We start from the raw sequence: 21,864 nt of genomic DNA, 5'->3' as shown, positions 1-21,864 counted from the left end.
CAATTCGAAACACTTAAGAAAGCCGACCATCTATCCTGCCCCCGCCAGCGGCTCACCTGCGTCCAAGGTCCCAGCAGCGTTCTTTGCGCCCGCTTCCGCCTACGCCCGGTTGTGCGCCGGCAATCCGCCGACGAATGCGGCAATCCGCTCGCATGCATCGATCAGGCTCGCTTCGTCGACTACGAAACCCAGCCGCACGAACCCGTTCGCCGTTTCGCCGAACGCACTGGCGTCGAGCAACGATACGCCTTGAGCACGAAACAGCTGCCAGGTGAAATCGACCGTGTCGAGACCCGTGCCGCTGACATCGACCATCATGAACATGCCGGCTTCCGGCAACAGGCAACGCAAACCCGGCACGTGGTGCAACCGTTCGAACACGACGTCGCGACGACGCCGGTATAGCTCGCGCATCCCGGCAACGATCGGCGCCTTGCTTTGCAGAGCCGTCAGCGCGGCCTGCTGGATGAAACCCGGCAAGCCATAAAGCATCGCCAGCGCGAGCCGCCCCATATGCTCGATCAAGGGAGCCGGCCCGATTGCCCAACCCACGCGCCAGCCCGCCATGGCATGCGATTTCGACAGACTGCCGAGCGTCACCGCGCGCTCCGCCATGCCCGGCATCGCGGCGATACTGACGTGCTCGCGCTCGAATGTGAGATCGGCATAGACCTCGTCGGACAGCACCCATAGATCATGCCGGCAGGCAAGCCGCGCGATGCGTTCGAGGTCGGCACGCGGCATCACCACGCCGGTCGGATTACAGGGTGTGGCAAAGAAGATGGCCTGGGTGCGCGGCGTGATCGCCGCTTCGAGCGCGTCGCAGTCGAGGTGAAACGCCCGCGCGGGGTCGACCGGCACCGGCACGAGCGTGGCGCCCGCCGCGCGCACGCAGGCCTCGTACGTGAGATACATCGGCTCGGGGACGATCACTTCGTCGCCTGCTTCCAGCAGACACAGCGATGTAGCAAACACGCCGTTCTGCGCACCCGCCGTCAGGATCACGTTGGCCGCGCTCACGGCGCAACCGGTGGTGCGTACATGTTCTTCGGCAATCGCTGCACGCAGCGGCTCACGCCCCGATACGGCGCTGTAATGCGTATCGCCGCCGCGCAACGCCTCGATTGCACGTTCGACGATCGGCGCGGGTGTCGCGAAGTCAGGGTCGCCCACACTCAGGACGATCACGTCTTCACCATTGGCGAGCGCCTGCTGGGCAGCACGGTGGATTTCCCACGCCGACGTGCGCTTGCCTTGCAAACGCTCGACCAGATTCGAGTACTTCATTGACTCACCCCGTTTCGACTTGACCCGCCAATGTAATGGGGCACGCGCGAAACGTCCAGATACGAAAAAGAGTCACGCGAGCGGTCAGTCTCGCGCGACTCTCTGGTGAAACCCGGCTTTAACGGAAGCGAAAACCGTTCAGACCTGGCGGCGCAGTTCGGCCGGCGGCACCTTCATCAGATGGCGGTACTTGGCCACCGTACGCCGCGCCACCAGCACGCCCTGATCGGCGAGCATCTTCGCGAGCGTCACGTCCGACAACGGATCGTGCGTGTTTTCCGCAGCGATCATTTCCTTGAGCAACGCACGCACGGCCGCGGCCGAACAGGTGCCGCCGCTTTCCGTCCCGAGCTCGCGCGGGAAGAAATGCTTGAACTCGAAAATGCCGCGCGGCGTAGCCATATATTTGTTGCCGGTCGCGCGCGAGATCGTGGACTCATGCAGACCGAGTTCCTCGGCCACGTCGCGCAGCACCATCGGTTTGAGCGCGATTTCACCGTACTGGAAGAAGGCCTTCTGATGCGCGACGATGCACTCGGCCACTCGCTGAATCGTATCGAAGCGCTGCTGCGCATTGCGGATCAGCCAACGCGCTTCCTGCAATTGCTGCGCGAGCGGCGAACGGCTCGCACCGGCCGACTGCGCGAACAACTCGGCATACATGCGATGGATGCGGGCACGCGGCTGCACGGCCGGGTTGATCGATACCGCCCACTTGTTGCGCACCTGGCGAACGATGACGTCCGGCACCACGTAGTTGTCGTCGGCACGACCGTAGCTGTTGCCCGGTTTCGGATCAAGCTTGCGCACCAGCGCGCAGGCCACCCGCAACTCCGTCGCGCTACAGCCGATCTGCTTTTGCAGTTCAGCCTGTTCGCGACGCGCGAGACGTTCAAGATGATGCTCGACGATTTGCTTTGCTACATCGCGTCCCGGCGTGTCCGCGGGCAGCGCGTCGACCTGCAACGACAGACACTCGGACAGCGAGCGCGCGCCGAGACCGGGAAGGTCGAGCGATTGCACGAGGCGCAGCGCGACCAGCAATTCTTCTTCGGTCAATTCGGGCTTGAGGTCGACACTCTCCGCAAGATCGCTCAACTCCTGACGCAGATAGCCATCGTCATCGAGTGCCTCAATGATGAAGCGGGCCACCGCGCGGTCGCGATCGTCGAGTCGGTACAAGCGCAGCGAGTCGTGCAATTGCTCACGCAAGGTCGGTTGGGCACGGGCCCAGTCGGCGGGATCGCTGTTTTCCGAGTCGCCATTCTGGCGCATCGAACCACGGCTGCTGTAGTCACCCGTGTAGTCACCCGAAAAGTCGCCCGAAAAATCACCGGGCATATCGTCCTGCCCCGCGCTTTCCATGGTGTCGCTGCCACTGCTTTCGGCCGGCGGCGCTTCGGACTCGGCCGCGGCAGCCTGGTCCGTGGCGGGCGTGGCGCCTGAGTCATCGCCTGGCGTTGTAGTGGCGAGCGCGACGTCTTCCGTGTCGGTCGAGTCGTACTCGAGAAACGGATTGGTGTCGAGCGCGGTGCGCAGCTCCTGCTGAAACTCCAGAGACGACAACTGCAACAGACGCACCGATTGCTGCAGACGAGGCGTGAGTGCGAGAGACTGCCTTGTGCGTAGTTCAATTGACGGCATTGTAGTGAGGTCCCGTGAATAGCTGAAAAATCGTACGTGACCTCAATAGAGCAACTGTCGTACCAGCTTGCCCAACACGCTGTTTTTTCTAAGTTTTGCCTTTTCAGGCCCGCCGATTGCGCAGGCGCCGAGCCCCATTTTTACAAGTACCCGGCAATTTCCGGTCGTATAACCTGCGCGGCGCCGGGCGGCGGGCCGCACCGGCGCTTCCTCCTATTCCTCAGCCTAAATGCATGGGCGGTAACGGCTTTTTCCGGCAGCGGGCCATGATGCGGCGGGCCGGGCACATACCTTGCGGGTGAACTTGGTGTGGACAGGCGCAGGTCTTCGCAGGCAGATGATCGCAGGCAGTGACTGCATCTTTGAACGCATCCTTCATCAATACCCAATGGAGAAACCATGAAGACTATTCGACTTCTGAAAACCGCCGGCAGCATCGCTTGTGTTGCATTCGCACTGAACGCTACGGCGCAGACCAGCGCATCGGCCCCGTCGGCAGCCTCCGAAACCATCGGCCAGCACGTGGACGACGGCACCATCACCACCAAGGCCAAGGCTGAACTGCTCAGCGCGAAGAACGTCAAGTCGACCCACATTCACGTGAAGACCCGTAAGGGCGTGGTATGGCTCACGGGTTCCGTGCCGACTGCCGACGACAAGGCTGCGGCAGGTGAAGTCGTGAAAGGCGTCGATGGCGTCTCGAGCGTGAAGAACCATTTGAAGATCGTCGCGGAATAAGCGCAGACGATTCTCTCGCTGGAATGCAAACGGCCCGACAATTGTCGGGCCGTTTGTGATTTACCGCGTCTACGCTTAAACGAAACCGCCTGCATTGCTCGCTTCGCTCAAGCATGTTTCTCGCTGAATTCGTTGAGCGGTTCGGGCGTTCTACGTGGATCGAAATCGGCCCACCGCCCCTGCTGCCAACGCCCACTCGCACGCTCGATCGCCGCGCCCCCTGCTTCGCGTAAGACGCGAGCAGCGTCGAACTGATTGTCGGGCGACACATGAACGGCGACCAGCACGCCGGAGTCGCGCAATTCCTGGTGGAACGGCACATGGTGGCCCACATGGCCGCCTTCGCGGGTGCGCGCCATGGCCCCAACCAGCGAGCCCACGTAAGCACCGACGCCCGCTGCAATCAGCGATACGAGCAGCGGCGCCGAGAAGGTCGCAAATATCGCTACGCCGACCACCGCCCCCACTACCGCGCCGATGGTGACACCCATGCCCGCGCCTTTCGGCGCTTCCTTCGCGGCGGAGTCGGTGGCGGTATCGCCGCCAATCGGATAGCGCGCGTGCTGGCCACGCGGATTGACAAAAAACAGCGTCACATCTTCTTCGACGAAACCTGAATTGAAGAGCTTTTGGGCCGCATCTTCAGCGGCGGGGAAAGTTGTAAACCGTGCTGCGACGATGAGTGACATAAGGCCTCCTTGCATCGTTGAATCGCGTTTTGCGGACCATGCCGCCGCACAGCCTTTGCGCTGGAAACACGCGCAGACGGCGGGCACGTAACCGAACTACGCGGCGCCGCCGCGATCGGGTTCCATGCCTTCCACTCTGAACAGTCCACTATGTAACACTACGCCTTCTCCACCGTTGCGGTCGAGTGCTTCCGCGCAAACTGAGCGGATACGGTTACGCCCTTTGTCGAAGGCAGCCATCAGGGCGGATTCGAGCGCGGAATCGGCGCCGAAATGATCTTCCAGCGCTTCGGCGCTGATCGCGCACAGAACGGTTTCGCCGTCGACGCGCGCCATGAATTGCACGGTCAGATTCGCGCCGTCGAACACCGGCGGGTCGTCGGGGAAAGTAATGTGCATACGGGAATCCTCATAGGCCGGCCGCGGCAGGGTCGCGCTCATGACGAACCCTTCATTGCGCCGGCAAGTTGTTGCGCCATCGCGAGATGATGTCTGATGGTCGGCAATGCATGCGCGGCCGCCGCCTTCAACTGCGAGTCGGTACCGCTCTGGCTCTCCTGCTGGAACAGATCGACCGCTCGCTGGTGCGCCTCCAGGCCGATCTGCTCGACGTAGGCCTGATCGAATTCGCGGCCCTTGAGCGTCTGCAGTTTGCCGACCAGCGCGGAGTCGGCTGCCGGCGTCACGGTGAGCCCCTTCTTCGCGACGAGCGCGGCCATGCCGTGCGAGAGTTTCGTATGGTCGGCGATCATCTGTTGCGCGAATTTCTTGACGTGCGGATCGTTCGAGTTCTTGAGCGCAATCCTGCTTGCCGCGATCTCGGTGGCGTCGGACTGTGAGGCATCCTGCACGAACTGCTGGTCCGCCGGCGAAAGTCGAGTGGCGCTCGTGGGCGCATCGCTGGCGGGAGCGTCGCTGGCCTGTGCGTACGCGGTGCCGACCGACGCTGCGCCAAACCCTAGCGCAACGGTCATCACTTGTAGGGAATACCGGAATTTCATGCATTTTCTCCCTGGTCAACCTGTCTATCGAAGCGGGCCGGGCAACCTGGCGGCCAATCGCGCGCTGCCGTCCACGGTGCTGTCCACGCTGTCGTCGAAATACATAGCAAGCTACAGAGCAAATACAGAGCAAGCCTTATGCCTTGTGGTGCATCGCTTCCCGCAAACCGATGGAATGCCGGTTGCTCAGTTCTCCATACATCGAACCGGTAAAGGAGAAACGTCATGGCCAACCAGACACAGACCCAGGGCGCACGTATCGTGGGCAAAGGCAACGAGACCGCCGACGGTCCCGGTCCCGAGGTGATGGCAGCCGCCACCCTCGACGGCAACAAGGTGATCAGCAGCGACGGCGAGGACATCGGCAAGGTCAAAGACATCATGCTCGACGTCGGCTCTGGCCGCATCGCGTATGTGGTGTTGTCAAGCGGCGGCTTTCTCGGCATCGGCGACAAGCTGCTGGCGATTCCGTGGCGTGCATTGACGCTCGACACGCAGCAGAAGTGTTTCGTCCTCGATATGACGGCCGAGCGTGTGAAAAATGCACCGGGGTTCGATAAGGATCACTGGCCGGCGATGGCTGACCAGACCTGGGCCACCTCCGTGCATCAGTACTACGGCAGCGAGCCTTACTGGGGACCCGCCCCGTACCACCGGCGCGACGACCTGGGCGTTGGCGACATTCCGGCGGCTTCGTCGGATGCGCCGGAAGCCGGCGGCGTAAAGCTGTAAGTCGGGAGGCGAAATCATGGCCGCGAGGAAAGCCACCGGCAAAACCGCCAGCAAATCGAAACGCCCGGTCGCTGGCGGCAAGTCAGGACGTCCGCCACGTCAACGGCATGCTCGCGCGCACGCGGCGCATCACGCGAAAAGCGCCAGCCGAAGCAGCGCGAAGCATCCGCAAAAGTGGTCGCATCAGGTGATGGAGACCAGCGACGCAATGGATATCGAGCACGATATTTTCAGAACCGGCAGCGCGGAGTCGATTGCCGAATCGCTGAAGCGATCGTCGACGCGAAGCCGCCGCCGTAAGGGCACGCCGTTCCAGTCGGCGATGTCGATGCTGAACTTCTACATCAATCGTGCAGGCAGGAATCTGCCGAAAGCGCGCCGCGACACCTTGCAACAGGCCAAACGCAAGTTGCGTGAGGCGTTCGGACGCGCACCATGAGATGACGTGTCCGGATGCCTGACCCTCAACCGGCCGCGCATGCTTCGTTTGCATGGCGGCCCCTACCTGCATGGTCACAAACGGAGTCGCCAGAACGGAGTCGCTAGAATACGAGTCCTTGCACGCTGCAACAGATTCCTCCCATTCGATGACCGCTCCCGACAACTCAAGACGCGCAGCGCGCACGAACGCCGCCAATTCGCTGTTTGCTTTTCTCAAGACGCTGCCGCTCGGCGACCGCCTGGCCGAAGGCGGCGTGATGGCCGCGCAGGCGGTGGCCGGCGCCAGTCTCGCTTTCGCCATCGGCCGCTGGCTACATACCGAACAGGCATTCTGGGCTGCGATTACGGCGATCGCGGTGAGTCAGCATAGTTATATCGACACCCGCAATCTCTCGCGCGATCAGTTCATCGGCGCGATGGTCGGGGGCATTTGCGGCCTCGCCGGCGCAACGCTCGGCGGCGGCAATCTCGCGGCTTATGCGGCCACCGTCGCCGTGGCAATCGTAACTTGCTGGGTCGTGAACGTGGGCAGCGCCGCGCGTTTGGGCGGCATTACCGCGACCATCATGCTGCTGGTGCCGGGCACCGGTTCGCCGTGGGACAAGGCCCTGCTGCGCCTCGGCGAAGTCACGCTGGGCACGATCTGCGCGCTGCTGGTGACCCTGATCATGTCGTCGATCGAGAAACGCTGGTTCGGCAGACCCGGGAAGACTTAACCCTTAACCGGCATTTCGATCGCTCTCCTGCGGTTGACGCCGGTAACGTCCCGGCGTCACACCTACGCTCTGCTGGAACGCCTTGCCAAACGCGGCTTCCGATTGATACCCCACCGTCTCGCCGATCTCCGCGGCGCTACGCTGCGTGCGCCGCAGCAGGTCGCACGCAATCGTCATGCGAATCTGCGTGAGAAAGTCCATCACGGTCATGCCCGCGCGCTCGTTAAAGTGGCGCGCGTAAGTCGCGCGGGACATCGCGGCGATCTCACCCAGTTCCGCGATCGTCCATGCCCGCTCGGGCACGCTCAGCATGTTTTGGACAGACGCACCGAGACGCGCGTCGGCGAGTAGAGCCAGCACGCCAGGGCTCGATGCATTCCGTTCCCCATGCATGCGCAGGGCCATCGCGAAGAGTGCGAGGCTCAGTGCGGTGACGATTGCAAGCGCGCCGGGCTGACGCCGTTCGGCTTCGGTGCGCATCAGCGTAATCACCGTCTGCAGCGCGCCAAGTGTTTGCACGCCGCCGAGCGACACATGAAACGGATCGGGCAGCGCGTCGAGCAGCAACGCGGAGGAACCGGGCGCATAGACGAACCGGCCGCACAGAAGATCCAGATCCACGCCGAGGTTGCACTCGCCGTTCGAATCGCGCGTATCGCCGCCATTGCCGACGGGGTTGCGTGCCGTGTTGCGTACCGGCTTGCATGCTGCGGGACAGGCTTCGTTGACGGCGTGATTGCGCTCAGCATCGCGACCATCATTGCGATGCACAGGCAGCATGCCGTCATGACTCAACCTGATCGGTGCGCCGCCGCCAGCCCGCCCGACATCGCGCACCCGATGCGCGGCGCCGTGCGGAAACAGCATGAAATCTCCTGCGCGCAATTCAATCCGTGCGCCACTCGCCGTCTCGACGACGCAAGCGCCGTCCAGCACCAGATGAAAAGGCGCAATCCCCGCCTCCATCGGCGCATGATCGACGTCGAAGCCACCGCTGAACAGGCAGCGCAAGTCGAGGCTGGCTTGCGGCCTGGCAAGGTCGATCAGCCGGCTGAGGGTATCCATGAGACGATCGCGCTAAAAGTTGAGCGAATCGAGTATTCAGGATGTCGCGGCACAGCGCAATACTTTGTCTCACGGCACCGGCACCCGCCGGCTTGCTGCCAACCAAGGAGCTCTGTCATGTTGAACTGGATCGATTACCGCAAGAAACTGTTCGGCCGCATCGGCGAGATCGCCAAACTGTCGCCGGATACGGTGAAGGGTTATCAAACGCTCTCAGCAGCAGGCCAGAAAGCTGACCTGCTCGGCGCGAAGACGCGCGAATTGATCTCGCTGGCGGTAGCGGTAACCACACGATGCGACGGCTGTATCACCGTGCACACCGCCGAAGCGCTGAAGCACGGCGCGACCCGTGAAGAGATTGCCGAAGCGCTCGGTGTCGCGATCGCCATGAACGCAGGCGCCGCGATGGTGTACTCGGCGCGCACCATGGACGCGGTGGCCGCTTATCAGGCAGACAACCCACCCGCGGCGTGAGGGAAGCAGCAGTTCCCCACACGCATTGCACGGGCTATAGCGGATGGCGCGCTTCTTCAAGCTGTTTGCGGCGCGCCTCGCCCTGGCGCTCCAGCATCCAGCCCGGGTACTCGGCCGGCAATACGCTGACCTTGTCGAGCTTCGCCAGTTCGTCGGCGTTCAATGTGACACTGGTAGCCGCAATGTTGTCGTCGAGTTGCTCGATTTTCTTCGCCCCGACGATCACCGTGGTCACCACACGTTGATGCAGCAGCCAGGCGAGCGCGATCTGCGCCACCGAGACGTTCTTCGCGTCCGCGATATCACGCATCACGTCGATGCAGTCGTAAGCGCGCTCGCGATTGACCGGCGGAAAATCGAAGGTGGTGCGGCGGCTGCCTGCTTCGCCCTGCTGCTCACGCCCATATTTGCCGCTCAGCAAGCCACCCGCGAGCGGACTCCACACCATCAGTCCAAGACCTTCGCTGCGCAGCATCGGCACGAGTTCGCGTTCGAGGTCGCGCCCCGCCAGCGTGTAATACGCCTGTAGCGTTTCAAAGCGCGCGAGACCGAGGCGCTCCGCAATGCCCAGCGCCTTGACGATCTGCCACGCGGCCCAGTTCGACACGCCGACGTAGCGCACATGGCCATGCTGAACCAGCGTGTCGAGCGCGCGCACGGTTTCCTCGATCGGCGTGGCCGGATCGAATCCGTGGATCTGATACAGGTCGACGTGATCGAGTTGCAGCCGCTTCAGGCTAGCCTTGACACCGTCGATGATGTGATAGCGCGAAGCGCCGCGTGCGTTCGGAAACCCGGCCGTTGGACCGAACACTTTGGTTGCGACCACAACTTTGTCGCGCGGCACTTTAAGGTTCTTCAGCGCCTGGCCTGTGATCTGTTCGGACAGTCCTTCCGCGTAGACGTCGGCGGTGTCGATGAAATTGATGCCGGCATCGAGCGCCCGGCCGACCAGCCGCTCCGCGTCCCCTTGCTGCAGATCGCCGATCTGCTTCCACATGCCTTCGCCACCGCCGAAGGTCATCGTGCCCAGGCATAGCTCTGAAACAAACACACCGGTACGGCCTAACGGGTTGTATCGCATCGTCGAGACTCCATCAAAGATTGGTGGTTCGGTGAGCCATATAGAGTACTTCACCCGGCAAATCTCCACAGCGCGCGACACGCTGCACGAGTAGCCAACGAAGGAACCCATGTTTCAAATTCATTACAGTCGAACGTCACTGTTACCGATGAATATTTCGATCGGAAAAATAATCCGATCCCCGGCAAGCCAGTCGCCATGCGGGTCTCCGGCAAGCGTCGGCGATTTGCAACATATTCATCAGTTATGCCAGGGGCATTTGGAAAGTTTCAGTAAGACGTGTATAAGTCGGACCATTCCGCTCGTATGGTGCAGTGCCTTTAACAAAAGGACCACGCGTATGAAGAAGAAGAAAAAGTTTGGAATCGGCCTGGGCAGCGTCGTCCTGCTCTCCAGGGCACTCACCCCTTCCGCGATGGCCGCGTGCAGCAATACCGCGCCGCCGAGCGGTACCACAGTCTCCTGCACGGGTAGCGGCCTCCCCGCCGTCGTCGCGCAAACCGGCAGCACCGGTGTGACGATCAATGCCGACAACACCGCCTCGGGCAGCTTCGTACGCAGTGCCACCCCGGTCGTCTTCAGCGTCGACACCAACAGCACGATCACCAGCAGCGGCACCTTCTCGCTGACGGGCGGCGGCGGCACCGGCACCGCGCGCGGCGCCGTGCTGCTCGGCGTGAACAACGGCAATCAGATCACCAACGCGAACGGCGGCAGCATCACCACGACCGGCGCCTACAACGACGGCATGGCCGCCAACGGCAGCGGCAACACGCTGACCAACCGCGGCTCGATCACGACCAGCGGCCCCAACGCTTACGGCATGACGGCCGCGTGGGGACAAACGAACGTCGGCCAGTCGAACAACACGCTGATCAACAGCGGCACGGTGACGACCTCGGGCAGCAATGCACGCGCTGCTTCGATTCTGGGCGGCAGCGGCACCATCAACAACAGCGGCACGCTGTCCACCTCGGGCGCGAACAGTCCAACCGCTTATCTGCAAGGCAATAACGACCAGTTGATCAACAGCGGCACGATCACCGCGAGCGGTGCCAGCTCCGATGCGGTGTTCTCGAATACCGCGGGATCGAGCTTCGTGGCGACGATCCAGAACCTCGCGGGCGGCAGCATCATCAGCCAGAACGGCTCCGGCATCCGCACGCTCAATGGCGGCAGCACCATCACGAATGCGGGACTCGTGCAGAGCGGCATCGGCACCGCGATCACGATGGGCAACGGCAACAACACGCTGATCCTGCAAACCGGCTCCGTGATCAACGGCGCGGCCGACGGCGGCGCCGGAGGAACGGCCACGGTGATCCTGCAAGGCTCCGGCACGGCATCGAACGCGTTTACCAATTTTCAGACCTTGCTGATGCAAGGTGCGCTGTGGAACTGGACCGGCAGCGGGACCTTTTCGCTTGCGCATGTGCAAACCGGCACGCTCAATCTCACCGGTACGCTCGGCGCAAGCGCGACGGCGCTGGTCGATAGCGGCGCGACCTTGCAGGCGAATGCGCAGAACCTGCCTGCCAGCGTCACCGACAATGGCCTGGTACGCTTTGCCCAGGACAGCGCGGGCACCTACGCAGGAACGATCAGCGGCACCGGCGCGGTCGATAAAACCGGCGCCGGCGTGTTGACGCTCGCGCCGACGGCGACCACCGGCAACACCTACTCGGGCGGTACGACTATCGATCAAGGCGGAATCGCGGTGGGCGCGGACAATGCGCTCGGCGCGAACACAGGTGGCCTGACGTTCAACAGCGGCACCTTGCAATTGACCTCGAGCTTCGACCTCGCCGGCACGCGCGCAATTGCGCTGGCAGCGGGCGGCGGCACCATCGACACACAAGCGTTCAACTCCACACTCACGCAGGCCGTAAGCGGAAGCGGCGCCTTGACGAAAGCCGGCAGCGGCAGTTTGCTGATGACCGGCGTGAGCACCTATAGCGGCCCCACCACGGTCGCGGCGGGCAGCCTCGCGATCGGCGACGCTACCCATGCGAACGCCGCGCTGACCGGCGGCGGCGCCACCACGGTGGCCGCCGGCGCGACGCTCGGCGGCTATGGCAGCGTGACGGGCGCCGTCCAGAACAATGGCACGCTGGCGGTGGCAAATGCAGTGCCCTTGTTGGCCAGCGAGGGGACCGGAGCGTTCTCGATCAACGGCTCACTGGTCAATGCCGGGCTCGTGCAGATTGGCGGTCCGGCCAGCGCCGGTGTCGGCAATGTGCTGAACGTGACGGGCAACTATACCGGCCAGAACGGCACCATCGGGCTGAACACCGTTGTCGCCGGCGACGGCGCGGCGTCCGATCGCCTCGTGCTGAGCGGCGGCACGGCCAGCGGTTCAACCCGTCTGCAAGTCACGAATATCGGCGGCCAGGGCGCGCAAACGATTGCGGACGGCATTGAGCTGGTTCAGGCGGCCAATGGCGCCACCACGGCTCCGAGCGCGTTCACGCTGGCCGCACCGGTAAAGGCCGGCGCTTACTCTTACTACCTCGCCAAAGGCGGCGTGAGCGGCGGTACAACGGACAACTGGTATCTGCGCAATACGGTCGCGCCACTGCCGCCCACGACTACACCGGGCGAGCCGCCTGTTGCGCCCGGCCAGCCCCCCGTCGCCGAACCCGGCGTGCCGGTTGCAGCCGAGGGCACACCGCCCTTGCCGCCCCCGCCGCCGGCCGGTTCGGCCGCCACGCCGCTCTATCGCGTCGAAGTGCCGATCTACGCCGCGGCGCCCGGCGTCGCGCGTGAACTCGGCCTGATGCAGATCGATACGTTTCATGACCGCCAGGGCGATCAGGCCTTATTGAGCGAAAGCGGCACATTGCCTGCCGCATGGGGCCGCGTATGGGGCGGTCATAGCGTGTTGAGCCAGAGCGGCACGGCAAGTCCGCAATTCGACGGTTCCGTGTATGGCATTCAGGCCGGCCAGGATCTTTACGCGGATCACAGCGCGAGCGGCCAGCGCAACCACTACGGTGTGTTCGTTGGTTTCGCGCGGGCCACCGGCGACGTCGACGGCTTTGCGCTCGGCATGCCCAATCTCGCGGTCGGCCACCTTGCGATCAACGCGTATAGCCTCGGCGGCTACTGGACGCATATCGGCCCGAGCGGCTGGTACACCGACGCCGTGCTGATGGGAAGCTCGCTGAACGTCGATCCGCTCTCGCGCGACGGCGTCGGCACGACGACGCACGGCAACGCGGTCACCGGTTCGCTCGAAGGCGGCTTGCCGATTCCGCTCGGCGCGGGCCTCTCGCTCGAACCGCAGGCGCAACTCGTGTGGCAGCATCTCGCGCTGTCCGATTTCAACGACGGGGTGTCGAGTGTCGGCTTCAATAGCGGCAATACTTTTGTCGGACGAATCGGTGCGCGCCTGCAAGGTCAATTCGATGCCTTCGCGACAGCATGGCGCCCTTATCTGCGCGTCAGCCTCTTGCGCGAGTTCGGTTCCGACGACAAAGTCACCTTCGGCGGAGGAACCGTCATGCAGGGCACGGTCGGACAAACCGCGGCGCAGCTCGGCGCGGGTGTGGTCGGCAAATTCAGTGCGTCCGGCAGCGTGTTCGCGACGCTCGGCTGGGTGACGAACCTGGGCGGCGCGCATCAGAGAACGGTAACCGGCGACGCGGGCGTACGCTGGATCTGGTAGTTTCCGCATGGCCCTAGGTACGCGCTACCGGTGCGGTGCGGCAGGATCCGCACCGGCAGCAATTGCCTCAGCGCTTCACACTTTCCCGGCCACCCGTCCCTCGGCAAAGCCGGTAAAAACCTGCCAGACTGAGTGCTGATCTTCGCAACAGGCCGGCGCTTGCCGTCCTCTGGATATGGCACGTCGCGCCCCCATCTATGCCAGCATGACTTCGGCCTCGACATCTGCGACCGCCTTGCGCGCGCACCCTGATTCCGCCAGCTTCGATCCGGCCTTGCGGACGGCGCCGGACGCCGCTGCGGGTCACGCTTCCAGCTTCTTAACGGCCACTGTGCTCGATGACTTCCATCCCGCGGTCGCCGGCTGGTTCCTGAAGACCTTCCCGGCGCCCACCGACGCTCAGGCGGCCGCCTGGCCGCAGATTCGCAGCGGCCGCTCAACGCTCGTCGCCGCGCCTACCGGTTCGGGCAAAACCCTCACCGCCTTTCTGTCCGCGCTCGACGAACTGGTTCAGCAAGGCCTCGCCAACGGCGGTGTCCTGCCCGACGAAACCCTGGTGGTCTACGTCTCGCCGCTCAAAGCACTTTCCAACGACATCCGCATCAATCTGGACGTGCCGTTGCAGGGCATCGCCGCGGAACTCGACGCGCGCGGGCTGCCCCCGCTCGAGATTCGCACCGCCGTGCGCACCGGCGACACCACGCAACAGGAACGCAACGCGCTGAAAAAGCGCGCGCCGCATATTCTCGTGACCACGCCGGAATCGCTCTACGTCCTGCTCGGTTCGGATTCCGGCCGGCGCATGCTGTCGACGGTGCGCACGGTGATCGTCGACGAAATTCATGCGCTCGCCGGCAGCAAGCGCGGCAGTCATCTGGCGCTCAGCCTCGAACGGCTCGACGCGCTGTGCGAGCGGCGCTTGCCGCGGATCGGCCTGTCGGCGACGCAAAAACCGGTCAGCGCCGTTGCGCGCTTTCTGGTGGGTGGCGCGAGTATCGAAAGCACCATTCCCGCGGACTGCGCGATCGTCGACGTGGGGCACATCCGCGAGCGCGACCTCGCGCTCGAGATTCCACCCGTGCCGCTCGAAGCAGTGATGCCTAACGAAGTGTGGGAACGCGTCTACGACCGGCTCGCCGAACTGATCGCAATGCATCGCACCACGCTGATTTTCGTCAACACGCGCCGCATGGCCGAGCGCGCCGCGCGTCATCTAAGCGAGCGCCTCGGTAAGGACGCGGTCGCAGCCCACCACGGCAGTCTCGCGAAGGAACACCGTTTCGACGCCGAGCAGCGCCTCAAACGCGGCGACTTGCGGGTGCTGATCGCCACCGCCTCACTGGAACTGGGCATCGATATCGGCGATGTGGATCTGGTCTGCCAGATGGGGTCGCCACGCGCGATCGCGCCATTCCTGCAGCGTGTGGGGCGCTCCGGCCACCATGTCGGCGGCATGCCGAAGGGCCGGCTGTTTCCGGCCTCGCGCGACGATCTGATCGAATGCGCGGCGCTGCTCGATTGTGTGCGGCGTGGCGAACTCGATGCACTGCGGATCCCGCGCGCGCCACTCGATGTGCTCGCCCAACAGATCGTGGCCGAGGTGTCGAGCAACGAACTGGGCGAAGACGCGCTGTTCGACCTGGTGCGGCGCGCGGCCCCCTACGCCGAACTCGAACGCGAGCAATACGACGCCGTGCTGCGCATGCTCGCAGAAGGCTACACGAGCCGCAACGGCCCGCGCGGCGCCTATATTCACCGCGACGTCGTGAGCGGCACGCTGCGCGGCCGGCGCGGTGGAAAACTGGTCGCCGTGACCTCGGGCGGCACGATTCCCGAGAACGCCGACTATGCGGTGGTGCTCGAGCCGCAGGCGATCAATATCGGCACCGTCAACGAGGATTTCGCGGTAGAGAGTCTCGCGGGCGACGTGTTCCAGCTCGGCAACGCGTCATATCGCATTTTGCGAATCGAGAGCGGCCGCGTGCGAGTCGAGGACGCGCAAGGGCAGCCGCCGAATATTCCGTTCTGGCTGGGTGAGGCGCCGGGGCGCAGCGATGAACTGTCGTTCGGCGTGGCGCGCCTGCGTGAGCAGATCGAGCGCCTGCTCGACGGCAAGGCGGCCGATGCCGACGCTAATGCCGATCCCATGGCTGCACGCCTGCAGCACGCAATCGACTGGCTCATCGAAACGCTCGGTCTCGACGAAGCCGCCGCCCGCCAGATTGTCGACTACCTCGCTCGTGCACGTGCCGCCCTCAGCGTGCTGCCGACGCAAAACACGCTGGTCATGGAGCGCTTTTTCGACGAATCGGGCGGTACGCAACTCGTCATCCACGCGCCATTCGGCAGCCGCATGAACCGCGCATGGGGCCTCGCCTTGCGCAAGCGTTTTTGCCGGACCTTCAACTTCGAACTGCAAGCCGCCGCCACTGAGGACGCGATCGTCCTCTCGCTCACCGGCAGCCATTCGTTCGTACTCGACGACGTATGGCGCTACCTGCATTCGAACAGCGCCGAGCATCTGCTGGTCCAGGCGCTGCTCGACGCGCCGCTGTTCGGCGTGCGCTGGCGCTGGAACGCGACCACCGCGCTCGGCCTGCCGCGCTATACCGGTGGGCGCAAGACGCCGCCGCAATTGCAGCGCATGCGCAGCGAAGATCTGCTGGCAAGCGTGTTTCCGGAGCAAGCTGCGTGCCTGGAGAACATTGTCGGCGAGCGTGAGCTCCCGCGTCATCCGTTAGTGGACCAAACCGTCGACGACTGCCTGCACGAAGCGATGGATAGCGAACGCTGGCTCGCTTTGCTGCGTCGCATCGAACAGGGCGACGTGCAGTTGGTCGCCCGCGATCTGCCGGCGCCCTCGCCGCTTGCCGCCGAAATCCTCAACGCAAAACCGTATGCCTATCTCGACGACGCACCAATCGAAGAGCGTCGCACGCAAGCCGTACTGAACCGGCGCTGGACCGATCCGGCCAGCGCCGACGACCTTGGCGCCCTCGACGCCGACGCGATCGACAGCGTACGCGGCGAAGCATGGCCGCAGGCACGCACCGCCGACGAGATGCACGAAGCGCTAACGGGCCTCGCGTGCATCACTGGAGCCGAAGCGGATCACAACGAAGGCTGGTCCGCATGGCTCGCGTCGCTTGCCGAATCCGGCCGCGCTACCCGCCTGCGGATCTGCGACGACGTGCTGTGGCTGCCCGTCGAGCGCCTGACCTGTTTCCAGGCGCTCTATCCGGACGCGCCGTTCGACCCACCGATCACCGCACCGAAGGGCTTCACCGATACCTGGAGCGCCGACGACGCCCTGCTCGACGTGTTGCGCGCGCGGCTGACCGGTTTTGGCCCGCTGCCGGTGCATGCGATTGCGCAAGCGCTGCGCTTGCCCGCGGCATCCGTTGAGCCGACCTTGATGCGCCTCGAAGCGGAAGGCTACGTGATGCGAGGCCGTTTCTCGCTTGGCGCAAGCGAGGAAGAATGGTGTGAACGCCATTTGCTGGCACGGATACACCGCTACACCGTGAAGCGCTTGCGACGCGAGATCGAGCCGGTGGAACGGCACGACTTCATGCGCTTTCTGTTCGAGTGGCAGCATTTGACGCCGGATACCCGTAGCGAGGGACGCGAAGCGTTGGCCGCCGTACTCGAACAGATGGAGGGTTTTCAGGCCGCCGCGGGCGCATGGGAAGAGGACATTCTGCCGGCGCGCGTGAAGGCGTACGCGAACACTTCGCTGGACGAACTATGCCGGGCCGGCAAGATCGTCTGGACCCGTCTGACCGAACGGGCACGCGGCGCCGCGGGGCCGGTGCGCAGCACGCCGATCGTGCTGCTGCCGCGTGCTCAGGTACGTGTATGGAGCGCGCTGATCGACCCGTCGAAACAGGCTGAGCTATCGGCGCGGGCACAGCGCGTGCATGACACGTTATCGCAACACGGCGCGATGTTCTTCGACGAATTGCTCACTGAAGTAAGCGGTTTGCGCATGGAACTGGAGAACGCATTAGGCGAACTGGTTGCAGCAGGCCTCGTGAATTCCGACAGTTTCGCCGGCTTGCGGGCACTACTGAAACCCGTCGCCAAACGCAGTGCCTATTCGAGCAGCCGGCGCGTCAGGTCGAGCGCATTGATCGGAGGAATGGACGACGCCGGACGCTGGGCGCTCGTCAACCGGCAAGCCGTTGCTGCCGCGCCGGAAACTTCGCCCGCGCGTCGTCAGCAGTTCGCGCCCGAGATACTCGAACACGTTGCGATGACTTTGCTGCGCCGTTACGGCGTGGTGTTCTGGCGTTTGCTCGAACGCGAAGCCGATTGGTTGCCGCCGTGGCGCGATCTGTTGCGTGTCTTCCAGCGGCTCGAAGCGCGTGGCATGGTTCGCGGCGGTCGATTTATCAATGGCCTCGCCGGCGAACAGTTCGCGTTACCAGAAGCGATTCCGTTATTGCGGGAGGTTCGACGGCACGCAAACGACGGTGCATTTGTGTGCGTTGCCGCAACCGATCCTTTAAATCTTGCGGGCACTTTGCTAGTCGGCGAACGGGTGCCTGCTGTCGCCGGAAATCGGATTCTGTATCGGGATGGTGTTGTTATCGCGACACTGATTGCAGGGGCATTCTGGTTTGCTCCCGCCATGGAAACGATTCCTGCGGAACGGGAGCACGCACGAAGCCTGTTGACGCGACGATTCTGACGCGATTTTGATTCGATTCTGAAACAATTTCTATGCATTTTCGCGAGCTTTTCGCTCATGCGCGCCGAAACAAAAATTTAAAGACAAAGACCATTCTGATCGTTAACGTTTTATGGGCCCGAATATCGGTTGCTTCGCTACAATGAGGCAAGTCTTTAAGTATGATGAAGACTGTTTGCCGCCAATCCACCTTCATGGTGGGGCCCATCGGCACACCGCCCAGGGATCTCATGAACGACGACCAACACGATCAGGTGCTTTTTGCGCAGTTCGGCACAAACAGCCCTTGCTGGCGTTTGTCGAACGACAGCAACGCATTGGAACTCACGCCGGTCAGCGGCGACGTGCCGGCTAACGTCGCAATTCCGCTGAATCCCCAGCAGGCCTCGCAAATCCGCTGCCTCACCGGGGTTACTTCGCACCTTATTCTCGACGTGCGGCTGTTCGGCGAGCCGCTGCGCCTGCACCTCGTCGGTAAAAAACTCGCCAGCAATACCTGGGCGGGCACCGCTTCGGCCTACGACGATACGGAGTCCGTCGCACGCGATCTGGTCCATGGTCTGTCATTCGCCGAACAGGTCGTCTCCGAAGTCAATTCGGTTGTGGTCATCGTCGACAGACACGGCCGTATACAGCGCTTTAACCGCCTTGCCGAGGAACTCACCGGCGTCAAGGAAGAAGACATTGTTGGCCGCAATGTGTGGGCATTGTTCATGAGCACTGAATCTGGCGCGGCATCGAGCCAGAACATCGCGGGGTTCTTCAATCGCGGCGTCTCGTATGAAGTCGAGCGGCGCGTGAAAACCCTGCGCGGCGAACGGCTCTTTCTGTTTCGCAACAAGTTCGTTCACAGCGGCAGCGGTGTCGACGAACAGTTTCTGATCTGCTCGGGCACCGACATCACCGAAGAACGGCTCGCGCAGGACCGGCTCACCGAACTGGCGAACACCGATTCGCTCACCGGCCTCGCCAATCGCAATGCGATCCAGGACAAGATCCGGACTGCGATAGAAGATGCGGCGCCAGGCGAATCGGTCGGCGTGCTGTTCCTCGATCTCGACAACTTCAAGAAGGTCAACGACCACTACGGTCACGTTTTCGGCGACCGGTTGATCTGCGACGTGTCGTCGGCGATCCGCGCCTGCCTGAACGAAGGCGACGCGCTCGCGCGCCTCGGCGGCGACGAGTTCATCGTGCTCGCCACCAAGGGCACCGCCCACGATCTCGAAGCAACCGCGCAACGCATTCTCGAACGCCTGCGCACGCCGTTTAGCCTGGGGCTCGTCGAGGTCTACACCGGCTGCTCGATCGGCATCGCGCTATATCCGGAGCACGGCGACAACCTCGAATCGCTGATCCGTTCCGCGGATACGGCCATGTACGTCGCCAAAGACGAAGGCAAGCGCACCTATCGCGTGTTCTCGCCCGACATGAACCGCAAGGTGGCGGAGTACATGTGGCTCGATACCAACTTGCGGCGCGGCCTCGAAGAAGGCCAGTTGACCCTGCACTATCAACCCAAGCTCACGCTCGCCACCGGCGTGGTGCAAGGCGCGGAGGCGCTGGTGCGCTGGAACTCGCCGGAGCGCGGGCAGATCATGCCGGCGGAGTTCATCCGCTATGCGGAAGAATCCGGCCTCATCGGCGTGCTCGGCCGCTGGGTCATGGAAACAGCCGCGCGGCAGGCCGCCAAATGGAAGGCCGACGGCTATAACCTGCGCGTCGCGATCAACGTGTCGGCACGGCAACTGGTCGATACCGCCGTGGTGCGGCATTTCAGCGAAGCGCTGCAATGCGCGAATCTCGATCCCTGCCTGATCGATCTGGAACTCACCGAGAGCTGCCTGATCGAGGACGAAGCCGCTGCGATCGATCTGATCAGGCAGTTCCGCCAACTCGGCGCACAGGTTCATCTGGACGATTTCGGCACAGGCTACTCGTCGCTCTCGCAACTGGGCCGCATTCCGCTCGACGTCATCAAACTCGACCGCAGTTTCGTCCGCTCGATCAATGCCGACACCAAAGCGCAGGCCCTGGTGCGCTCGATGGTGGCGGTCGCGCAGGAACTGAATTTCAAGGTGGTCGCCGAAGGCATCGAAACCGAGGCCGAAGAGGTGTTCATGAAAGGGCTGGGCGTCGACTACGTGCAGGGCTTTCTGTACGGTCAGGCCATGCCGGCCGCGGAGTTCGAACGCTGGTTGCAGGATAGACAGAAGCTCAGACTGATTGCCTGAGCTTCCGCGCAACCGGTGGCCCACAGGAAGTGCCCCGCCCCGAAAGAAGTCCCCGTGGAGTATTGGCGGCCCGCGCCCGCTGCGGTTCGATGTCGTCGAGACCCGGATCGATTCAGGCGAAATTGGCCGCACTGGAAGCTGTCTGGCGCAAATTTGAAGTACGGCGATTTTGCAGCATCACCAGCCGCTCCATGAAGGCAAGGTCCTTCTCTTCGATCATGAAGGCGGCATTCACCCAGTCCTCGGTAATTTCCATCAGTTCGGCGCGCGAGAGTTGCAATACACGCTGACGCGCCCGCAGCATCGCGCGGATTCCGTTCATCTTCGGCTTGAGCGTGTCAATGAACGTACGCGTCGCCATATAGGCGTCGCCCGGCTCGAACAGATGGTCGACCAGACCCTTGCCGAAGTGCCACTCCGCCGTATGCGATTCGCCCACACCGATCAACTCCTCGGCCAGACGCATGCCCACCTTGCGCGCGACCAGCGAATAACCGCCCATGCCCGGGAACAGATTGAATGCGATCTCCGGAAAACCCATGCGCGCATCGTTCTGCGCCAGCACGAAATGGTGCGCGAGCGCCGCCTCGAAGCCCCCACCCAGCGCCGTGCCCTCCACCATGGCGATCGAAATCGCCCCGGTGTCGAAGCCGCGTGCCGCCGCATGCACGCAATCGACACAGGCTCGCGCGTACGACAGCAGCGACTGACGCTTTCCCGAGCGGATCGAGTCGGCAAAGAAATCGAGGTCGCCGCCGACATTGAACATGGTCGGAATCAACGAGCCCGTCACCCAGAAATCGATCGGCAGGCCGGATTCTCGTGCTGCCTGCGCGAGACCCAGAATGTCATGCACCAGATCGAGATTGAAACAGGGCCGCGGTTGTGCCCGCAGCATCATCCACATGATGTTGCGGCCTTCTTCATAGTAAGCCGAGATTTGCGACAAATTTCCGGCCTCGAGGAACGGACGGCAGGCGTGATGATTATGCAGATTCATTTTGAATGATCCTTTTAAGGTTAAACATTGGCATTGCAATGCGAGCCTAAAGCAGACCGGAATCGGATGGGAGCGGGGTAACCAACAGATGAATGCAACACGTGCCCGGAGCACCGCCGGGCGGGGCTCTGCGGGAAGGTCAAATACAGGGAAACAGGATCCGCAGACGCAAACGCTTGCGCATCGGAGATGGGCGAAATTAAGCGCCGATCGGGCAGTCGGTCACAATAAATTAGCGAACGAACAGCACCTGAATTTCGTGCCGGATTTGAAAGAAAAAGAAATAGCTTTCGATTAGGTAATGCAATCGAAAATAGTGTTTGTGGATATTTGCTTTCTGATTTGTGGCCTAACAGACGGACTATTCAATTCGCATAATAAAATGCGGGCGCCTCATGG

At 63.0% G+C, this 21,864-nt stretch carries 16 protein-coding genes; 8 read left to right on the top strand and 8 right to left on the bottom strand.

The annotated features are described in order from the left end of the window. Positions 1-99: 99 nt before the first annotated feature. On the bottom strand, positions 100-1,287 hold the full coding sequence (locus tag GH665_RS28985) for a pyridoxal phosphate-dependent aminotransferase (RefSeq protein ID WP_153140637.1): 1,188 nt from the start codon (positions 1,285-1,287) through the stop codon (positions 100-102). Between the two features lie 138 nt (positions 1,288-1,425). Continuing rightward, positions 1,426-2,931: an RNA polymerase factor sigma-54 gene (locus GH665_RS28980; protein WP_153140636.1), complete on the bottom strand. Its 1,506-nt coding sequence runs from the start codon at positions 2,929-2,931 to the stop codon at positions 1,426-1,428. Between the two features lie 399 nt (positions 2,932-3,330). Between GH665_RS28980 and GH665_RS28975 the strand changes: the two genes are divergently transcribed. Beyond that, positions 3,331-3,669 (top strand): BON domain-containing protein, encoded by a 339-nt coding sequence (locus GH665_RS28975; protein WP_153140635.1) that lies wholly within the window; start codon positions 3,331-3,333, stop codon positions 3,667-3,669. A 107-nt stretch (positions 3,670-3,776) separates the two neighbouring features. Here the strand turns inward: GH665_RS28975 and GH665_RS28970 are convergent, their stop codons facing one another. From GH665_RS28970 to GH665_RS28960, 3 genes are all read right to left on the bottom strand, one after another. After that, the gene (locus GH665_RS28970) at positions 3,777-4,358 is read right to left on the bottom strand and encodes a hypothetical protein (protein ID WP_153140634.1); all 582 of its coding nucleotides are present in this window, start codon (positions 4,356-4,358) and stop codon (positions 3,777-3,779) included. A gap of 96 nt (positions 4,359-4,454) precedes the next feature. After that, positions 4,455-4,799, bottom strand: coding sequence for a DUF1488 family protein (locus GH665_RS28965; RefSeq protein ID WP_153140633.1), 345 nt, complete (start codon positions 4,797-4,799; stop codon positions 4,455-4,457). Next, positions 4,796-5,359 (bottom strand): DUF4142 domain-containing protein, encoded by a 564-nt coding sequence (locus tag GH665_RS28960; protein WP_153140632.1) that lies wholly within the window; start codon positions 5,357-5,359, stop codon positions 4,796-4,798. Before GH665_RS28960 ends, GH665_RS28965 begins: the two co-directional genes overlap by 4 nt. A 225-nt stretch (positions 5,360-5,584) precedes the next feature. Here GH665_RS28960 and GH665_RS28955 point away from each other — a divergent pair, with 225 nt between their 5' ends. The 3 genes from GH665_RS28955 to GH665_RS28945 all read left to right on the top strand — a co-directional run bounded on the left by GH665_RS28955 (position 5,585) and on the right by GH665_RS28945 (position 7,248). Continuing rightward, the gene (locus tag GH665_RS28955) at positions 5,585-6,091 is read left to right on the top strand and encodes a PRC-barrel domain-containing protein (protein ID WP_153140631.1); all 507 of its coding nucleotides are present in this window, start codon (positions 5,585-5,587) and stop codon (positions 6,089-6,091) included. Between the two features lie 16 nt (positions 6,092-6,107). Next, complete coding sequence (locus GH665_RS28950) at positions 6,108-6,530, top strand: DUF3175 domain-containing protein (RefSeq protein ID WP_153140630.1); 423 nt, start codon at positions 6,108-6,110, stop codon at positions 6,528-6,530. Between the two features lie 148 nt (positions 6,531-6,678). Beyond that, positions 6,679-7,248: an FUSC family protein gene (locus GH665_RS28945; protein WP_153140629.1), complete on the top strand. Its 570-nt coding sequence runs from the start codon at positions 6,679-6,681 to the stop codon at positions 7,246-7,248. A gap of 3 nt (positions 7,249-7,251) precedes the next feature. Here the strand turns inward: GH665_RS28945 and GH665_RS28940 are convergent, their stop codons facing one another. Continuing rightward, positions 7,252-8,313, bottom strand: a complete 1,062-nt coding sequence (locus GH665_RS28940; protein ID WP_153140628.1) for an AraC family transcriptional regulator — start codon at positions 8,311-8,313, stop codon at positions 7,252-7,254. Positions 8,314-8,430: 117 nt separating this feature from the next. On the opposite strand from GH665_RS28940, the gene GH665_RS28935 reads away from it, so the two are divergent. Next, the gene (locus GH665_RS28935; protein WP_153140627.1) at positions 8,431-8,787 is read left to right on the top strand and encodes a carboxymuconolactone decarboxylase family protein; all 357 of its coding nucleotides are present in this window, start codon (positions 8,431-8,433) and stop codon (positions 8,785-8,787) included. A 34-nt stretch (positions 8,788-8,821) separates the two neighbouring features. Here the strand turns inward: GH665_RS28935 and GH665_RS28930 are convergent, their stop codons facing one another. Next, the gene (locus tag GH665_RS28930) at positions 8,822-9,871 is read right to left on the bottom strand and encodes an aldo/keto reductase (RefSeq protein ID WP_153140626.1); all 1,050 of its coding nucleotides are present in this window, start codon (positions 9,869-9,871) and stop codon (positions 8,822-8,824) included. A gap of 340 nt (positions 9,872-10,211) precedes the next feature. Between GH665_RS28930 and GH665_RS28925 the strand changes: the two genes are divergently transcribed. The 3 genes from GH665_RS28925 (at position 10,212) to pdeR (ending at position 20,465) form a co-directional block, all read left to right on the top strand. After that, a complete protein-coding gene (locus GH665_RS28925) occupies positions 10,212-13,538 on the top strand; it encodes an autotransporter outer membrane beta-barrel domain-containing protein (protein ID WP_153140625.1) in 3,327 nt (1,108 codons plus the stop codon). A 175-nt stretch (positions 13,539-13,713) separates the two neighbouring features. Beyond that, positions 13,714-18,231 (top strand): DEAD/DEAH box helicase, encoded by a 4,518-nt coding sequence (locus GH665_RS28920; protein WP_153140624.1) that lies wholly within the window; start codon positions 13,714-13,716, stop codon positions 18,229-18,231. Between the two features lie 230 nt (positions 18,232-18,461). Next, on the top strand, positions 18,462-20,465 hold the full coding sequence (pdeR, locus tag GH665_RS28915; protein ID WP_153140623.1) for a cyclic di-GMP phosphodiesterase: 2,004 nt from the start codon (positions 18,462-18,464) through the stop codon (positions 20,463-20,465). Positions 20,466-20,577: 112 nt separating this feature from the next. On the opposite strand, the gene GH665_RS28910 is transcribed toward pdeR, so the two are convergent. After that, positions 20,578-21,465 (bottom strand): crotonase/enoyl-CoA hydratase family protein, encoded by an 888-nt coding sequence (locus tag GH665_RS28910; protein WP_153140622.1) that lies wholly within the window; start codon positions 21,463-21,465, stop codon positions 20,578-20,580. Positions 21,466-21,864: the final 399 nt, after the last annotated feature.

It is taken from the genome of Paraburkholderia agricolaris, from assembly GCF_009455635.1.
In the GTDB taxonomy this organism is placed as follows: Bacteria; Pseudomonadota; Gammaproteobacteria; order Burkholderiales; family Burkholderiaceae; genus Paraburkholderia; species Paraburkholderia agricolaris.
The sequence above is the reverse complement of the archived record's forward strand: the minus strand, read 5'-3'. Positions and strand labels throughout refer to the sequence as shown.

Bases quoted from the DNA above. Each gene is read 5' to 3' on its own strand.
- GH665_RS28910 (WP_153140622.1), bottom strand. From the start codon at position 21,465: ATGAATCTGCATAATCATCACGCCTGCCGTCCGTTCCTCGAGGCCGGA.
- GH665_RS28960 (WP_153140632.1), bottom strand. From the start codon at position 5,359: ATGAAATTCCGGTATTCCCTACAAGTGATGACCGTTGCGCTAGGGTTT.
- GH665_RS28920 (WP_153140624.1), top strand. From the start codon at position 13,714: ATGGCACGTCGCGCCCCCATCTATGCCAGCATGACTTCGGCCTCGACA.
- GH665_RS28945 (WP_153140629.1), top strand. From the start codon at position 6,679: ATGACCGCTCCCGACAACTCAAGACGCGCAGCGCGCACGAACGCCGCC.
- pdeR (WP_153140623.1), top strand. From the start codon at position 18,462: ATGAACGACGACCAACACGATCAGGTGCTTTTTGCGCAGTTCGGCACA.
- GH665_RS28950 (WP_153140630.1), top strand. From the start codon at position 6,108: ATGGCCGCGAGGAAAGCCACCGGCAAAACCGCCAGCAAATCGAAACGC.
- GH665_RS28935 (WP_153140627.1), top strand. From the start codon at position 8,431: ATGTTGAACTGGATCGATTACCGCAAGAAACTGTTCGGCCGCATCGGC.
- GH665_RS28970 (WP_153140634.1), bottom strand. From the start codon at position 4,358: ATGTCACTCATCGTCGCAGCACGGTTTACAACTTTCCCCGCCGCTGAA.
- GH665_RS28965 (WP_153140633.1), bottom strand. From the start codon at position 4,799: ATGAGCGCGACCCTGCCGCGGCCGGCCTATGAGGATTCCCGTATGCAC.
- GH665_RS28940 (WP_153140628.1), bottom strand. From the start codon at position 8,313: ATGGATACCCTCAGCCGGCTGATCGACCTTGCCAGGCCGCAAGCCAGC.
- GH665_RS28955 (WP_153140631.1), top strand. From the start codon at position 5,585: ATGGCCAACCAGACACAGACCCAGGGCGCACGTATCGTGGGCAAAGGC.
- GH665_RS28980 (WP_153140636.1), bottom strand. From the start codon at position 2,931: ATGCCGTCAATTGAACTACGCACAAGGCAGTCTCTCGCACTCACGCCT.
- GH665_RS28930 (WP_153140626.1), bottom strand. From the start codon at position 9,871: ATGCGATACAACCCGTTAGGCCGTACCGGTGTGTTTGTTTCAGAGCTA.
- GH665_RS28985 (WP_153140637.1), bottom strand. From the start codon at position 1,287: ATGAAGTACTCGAATCTGGTCGAGCGTTTGCAAGGCAAGCGCACGTCG.
- GH665_RS28975 (WP_153140635.1), top strand. From the start codon at position 3,331: ATGAAGACTATTCGACTTCTGAAAACCGCCGGCAGCATCGCTTGTGTT.
- GH665_RS28925 (WP_153140625.1), top strand. From the start codon at position 10,212: ATGAAGAAGAAGAAAAAGTTTGGAATCGGCCTGGGCAGCGTCGTCCTG.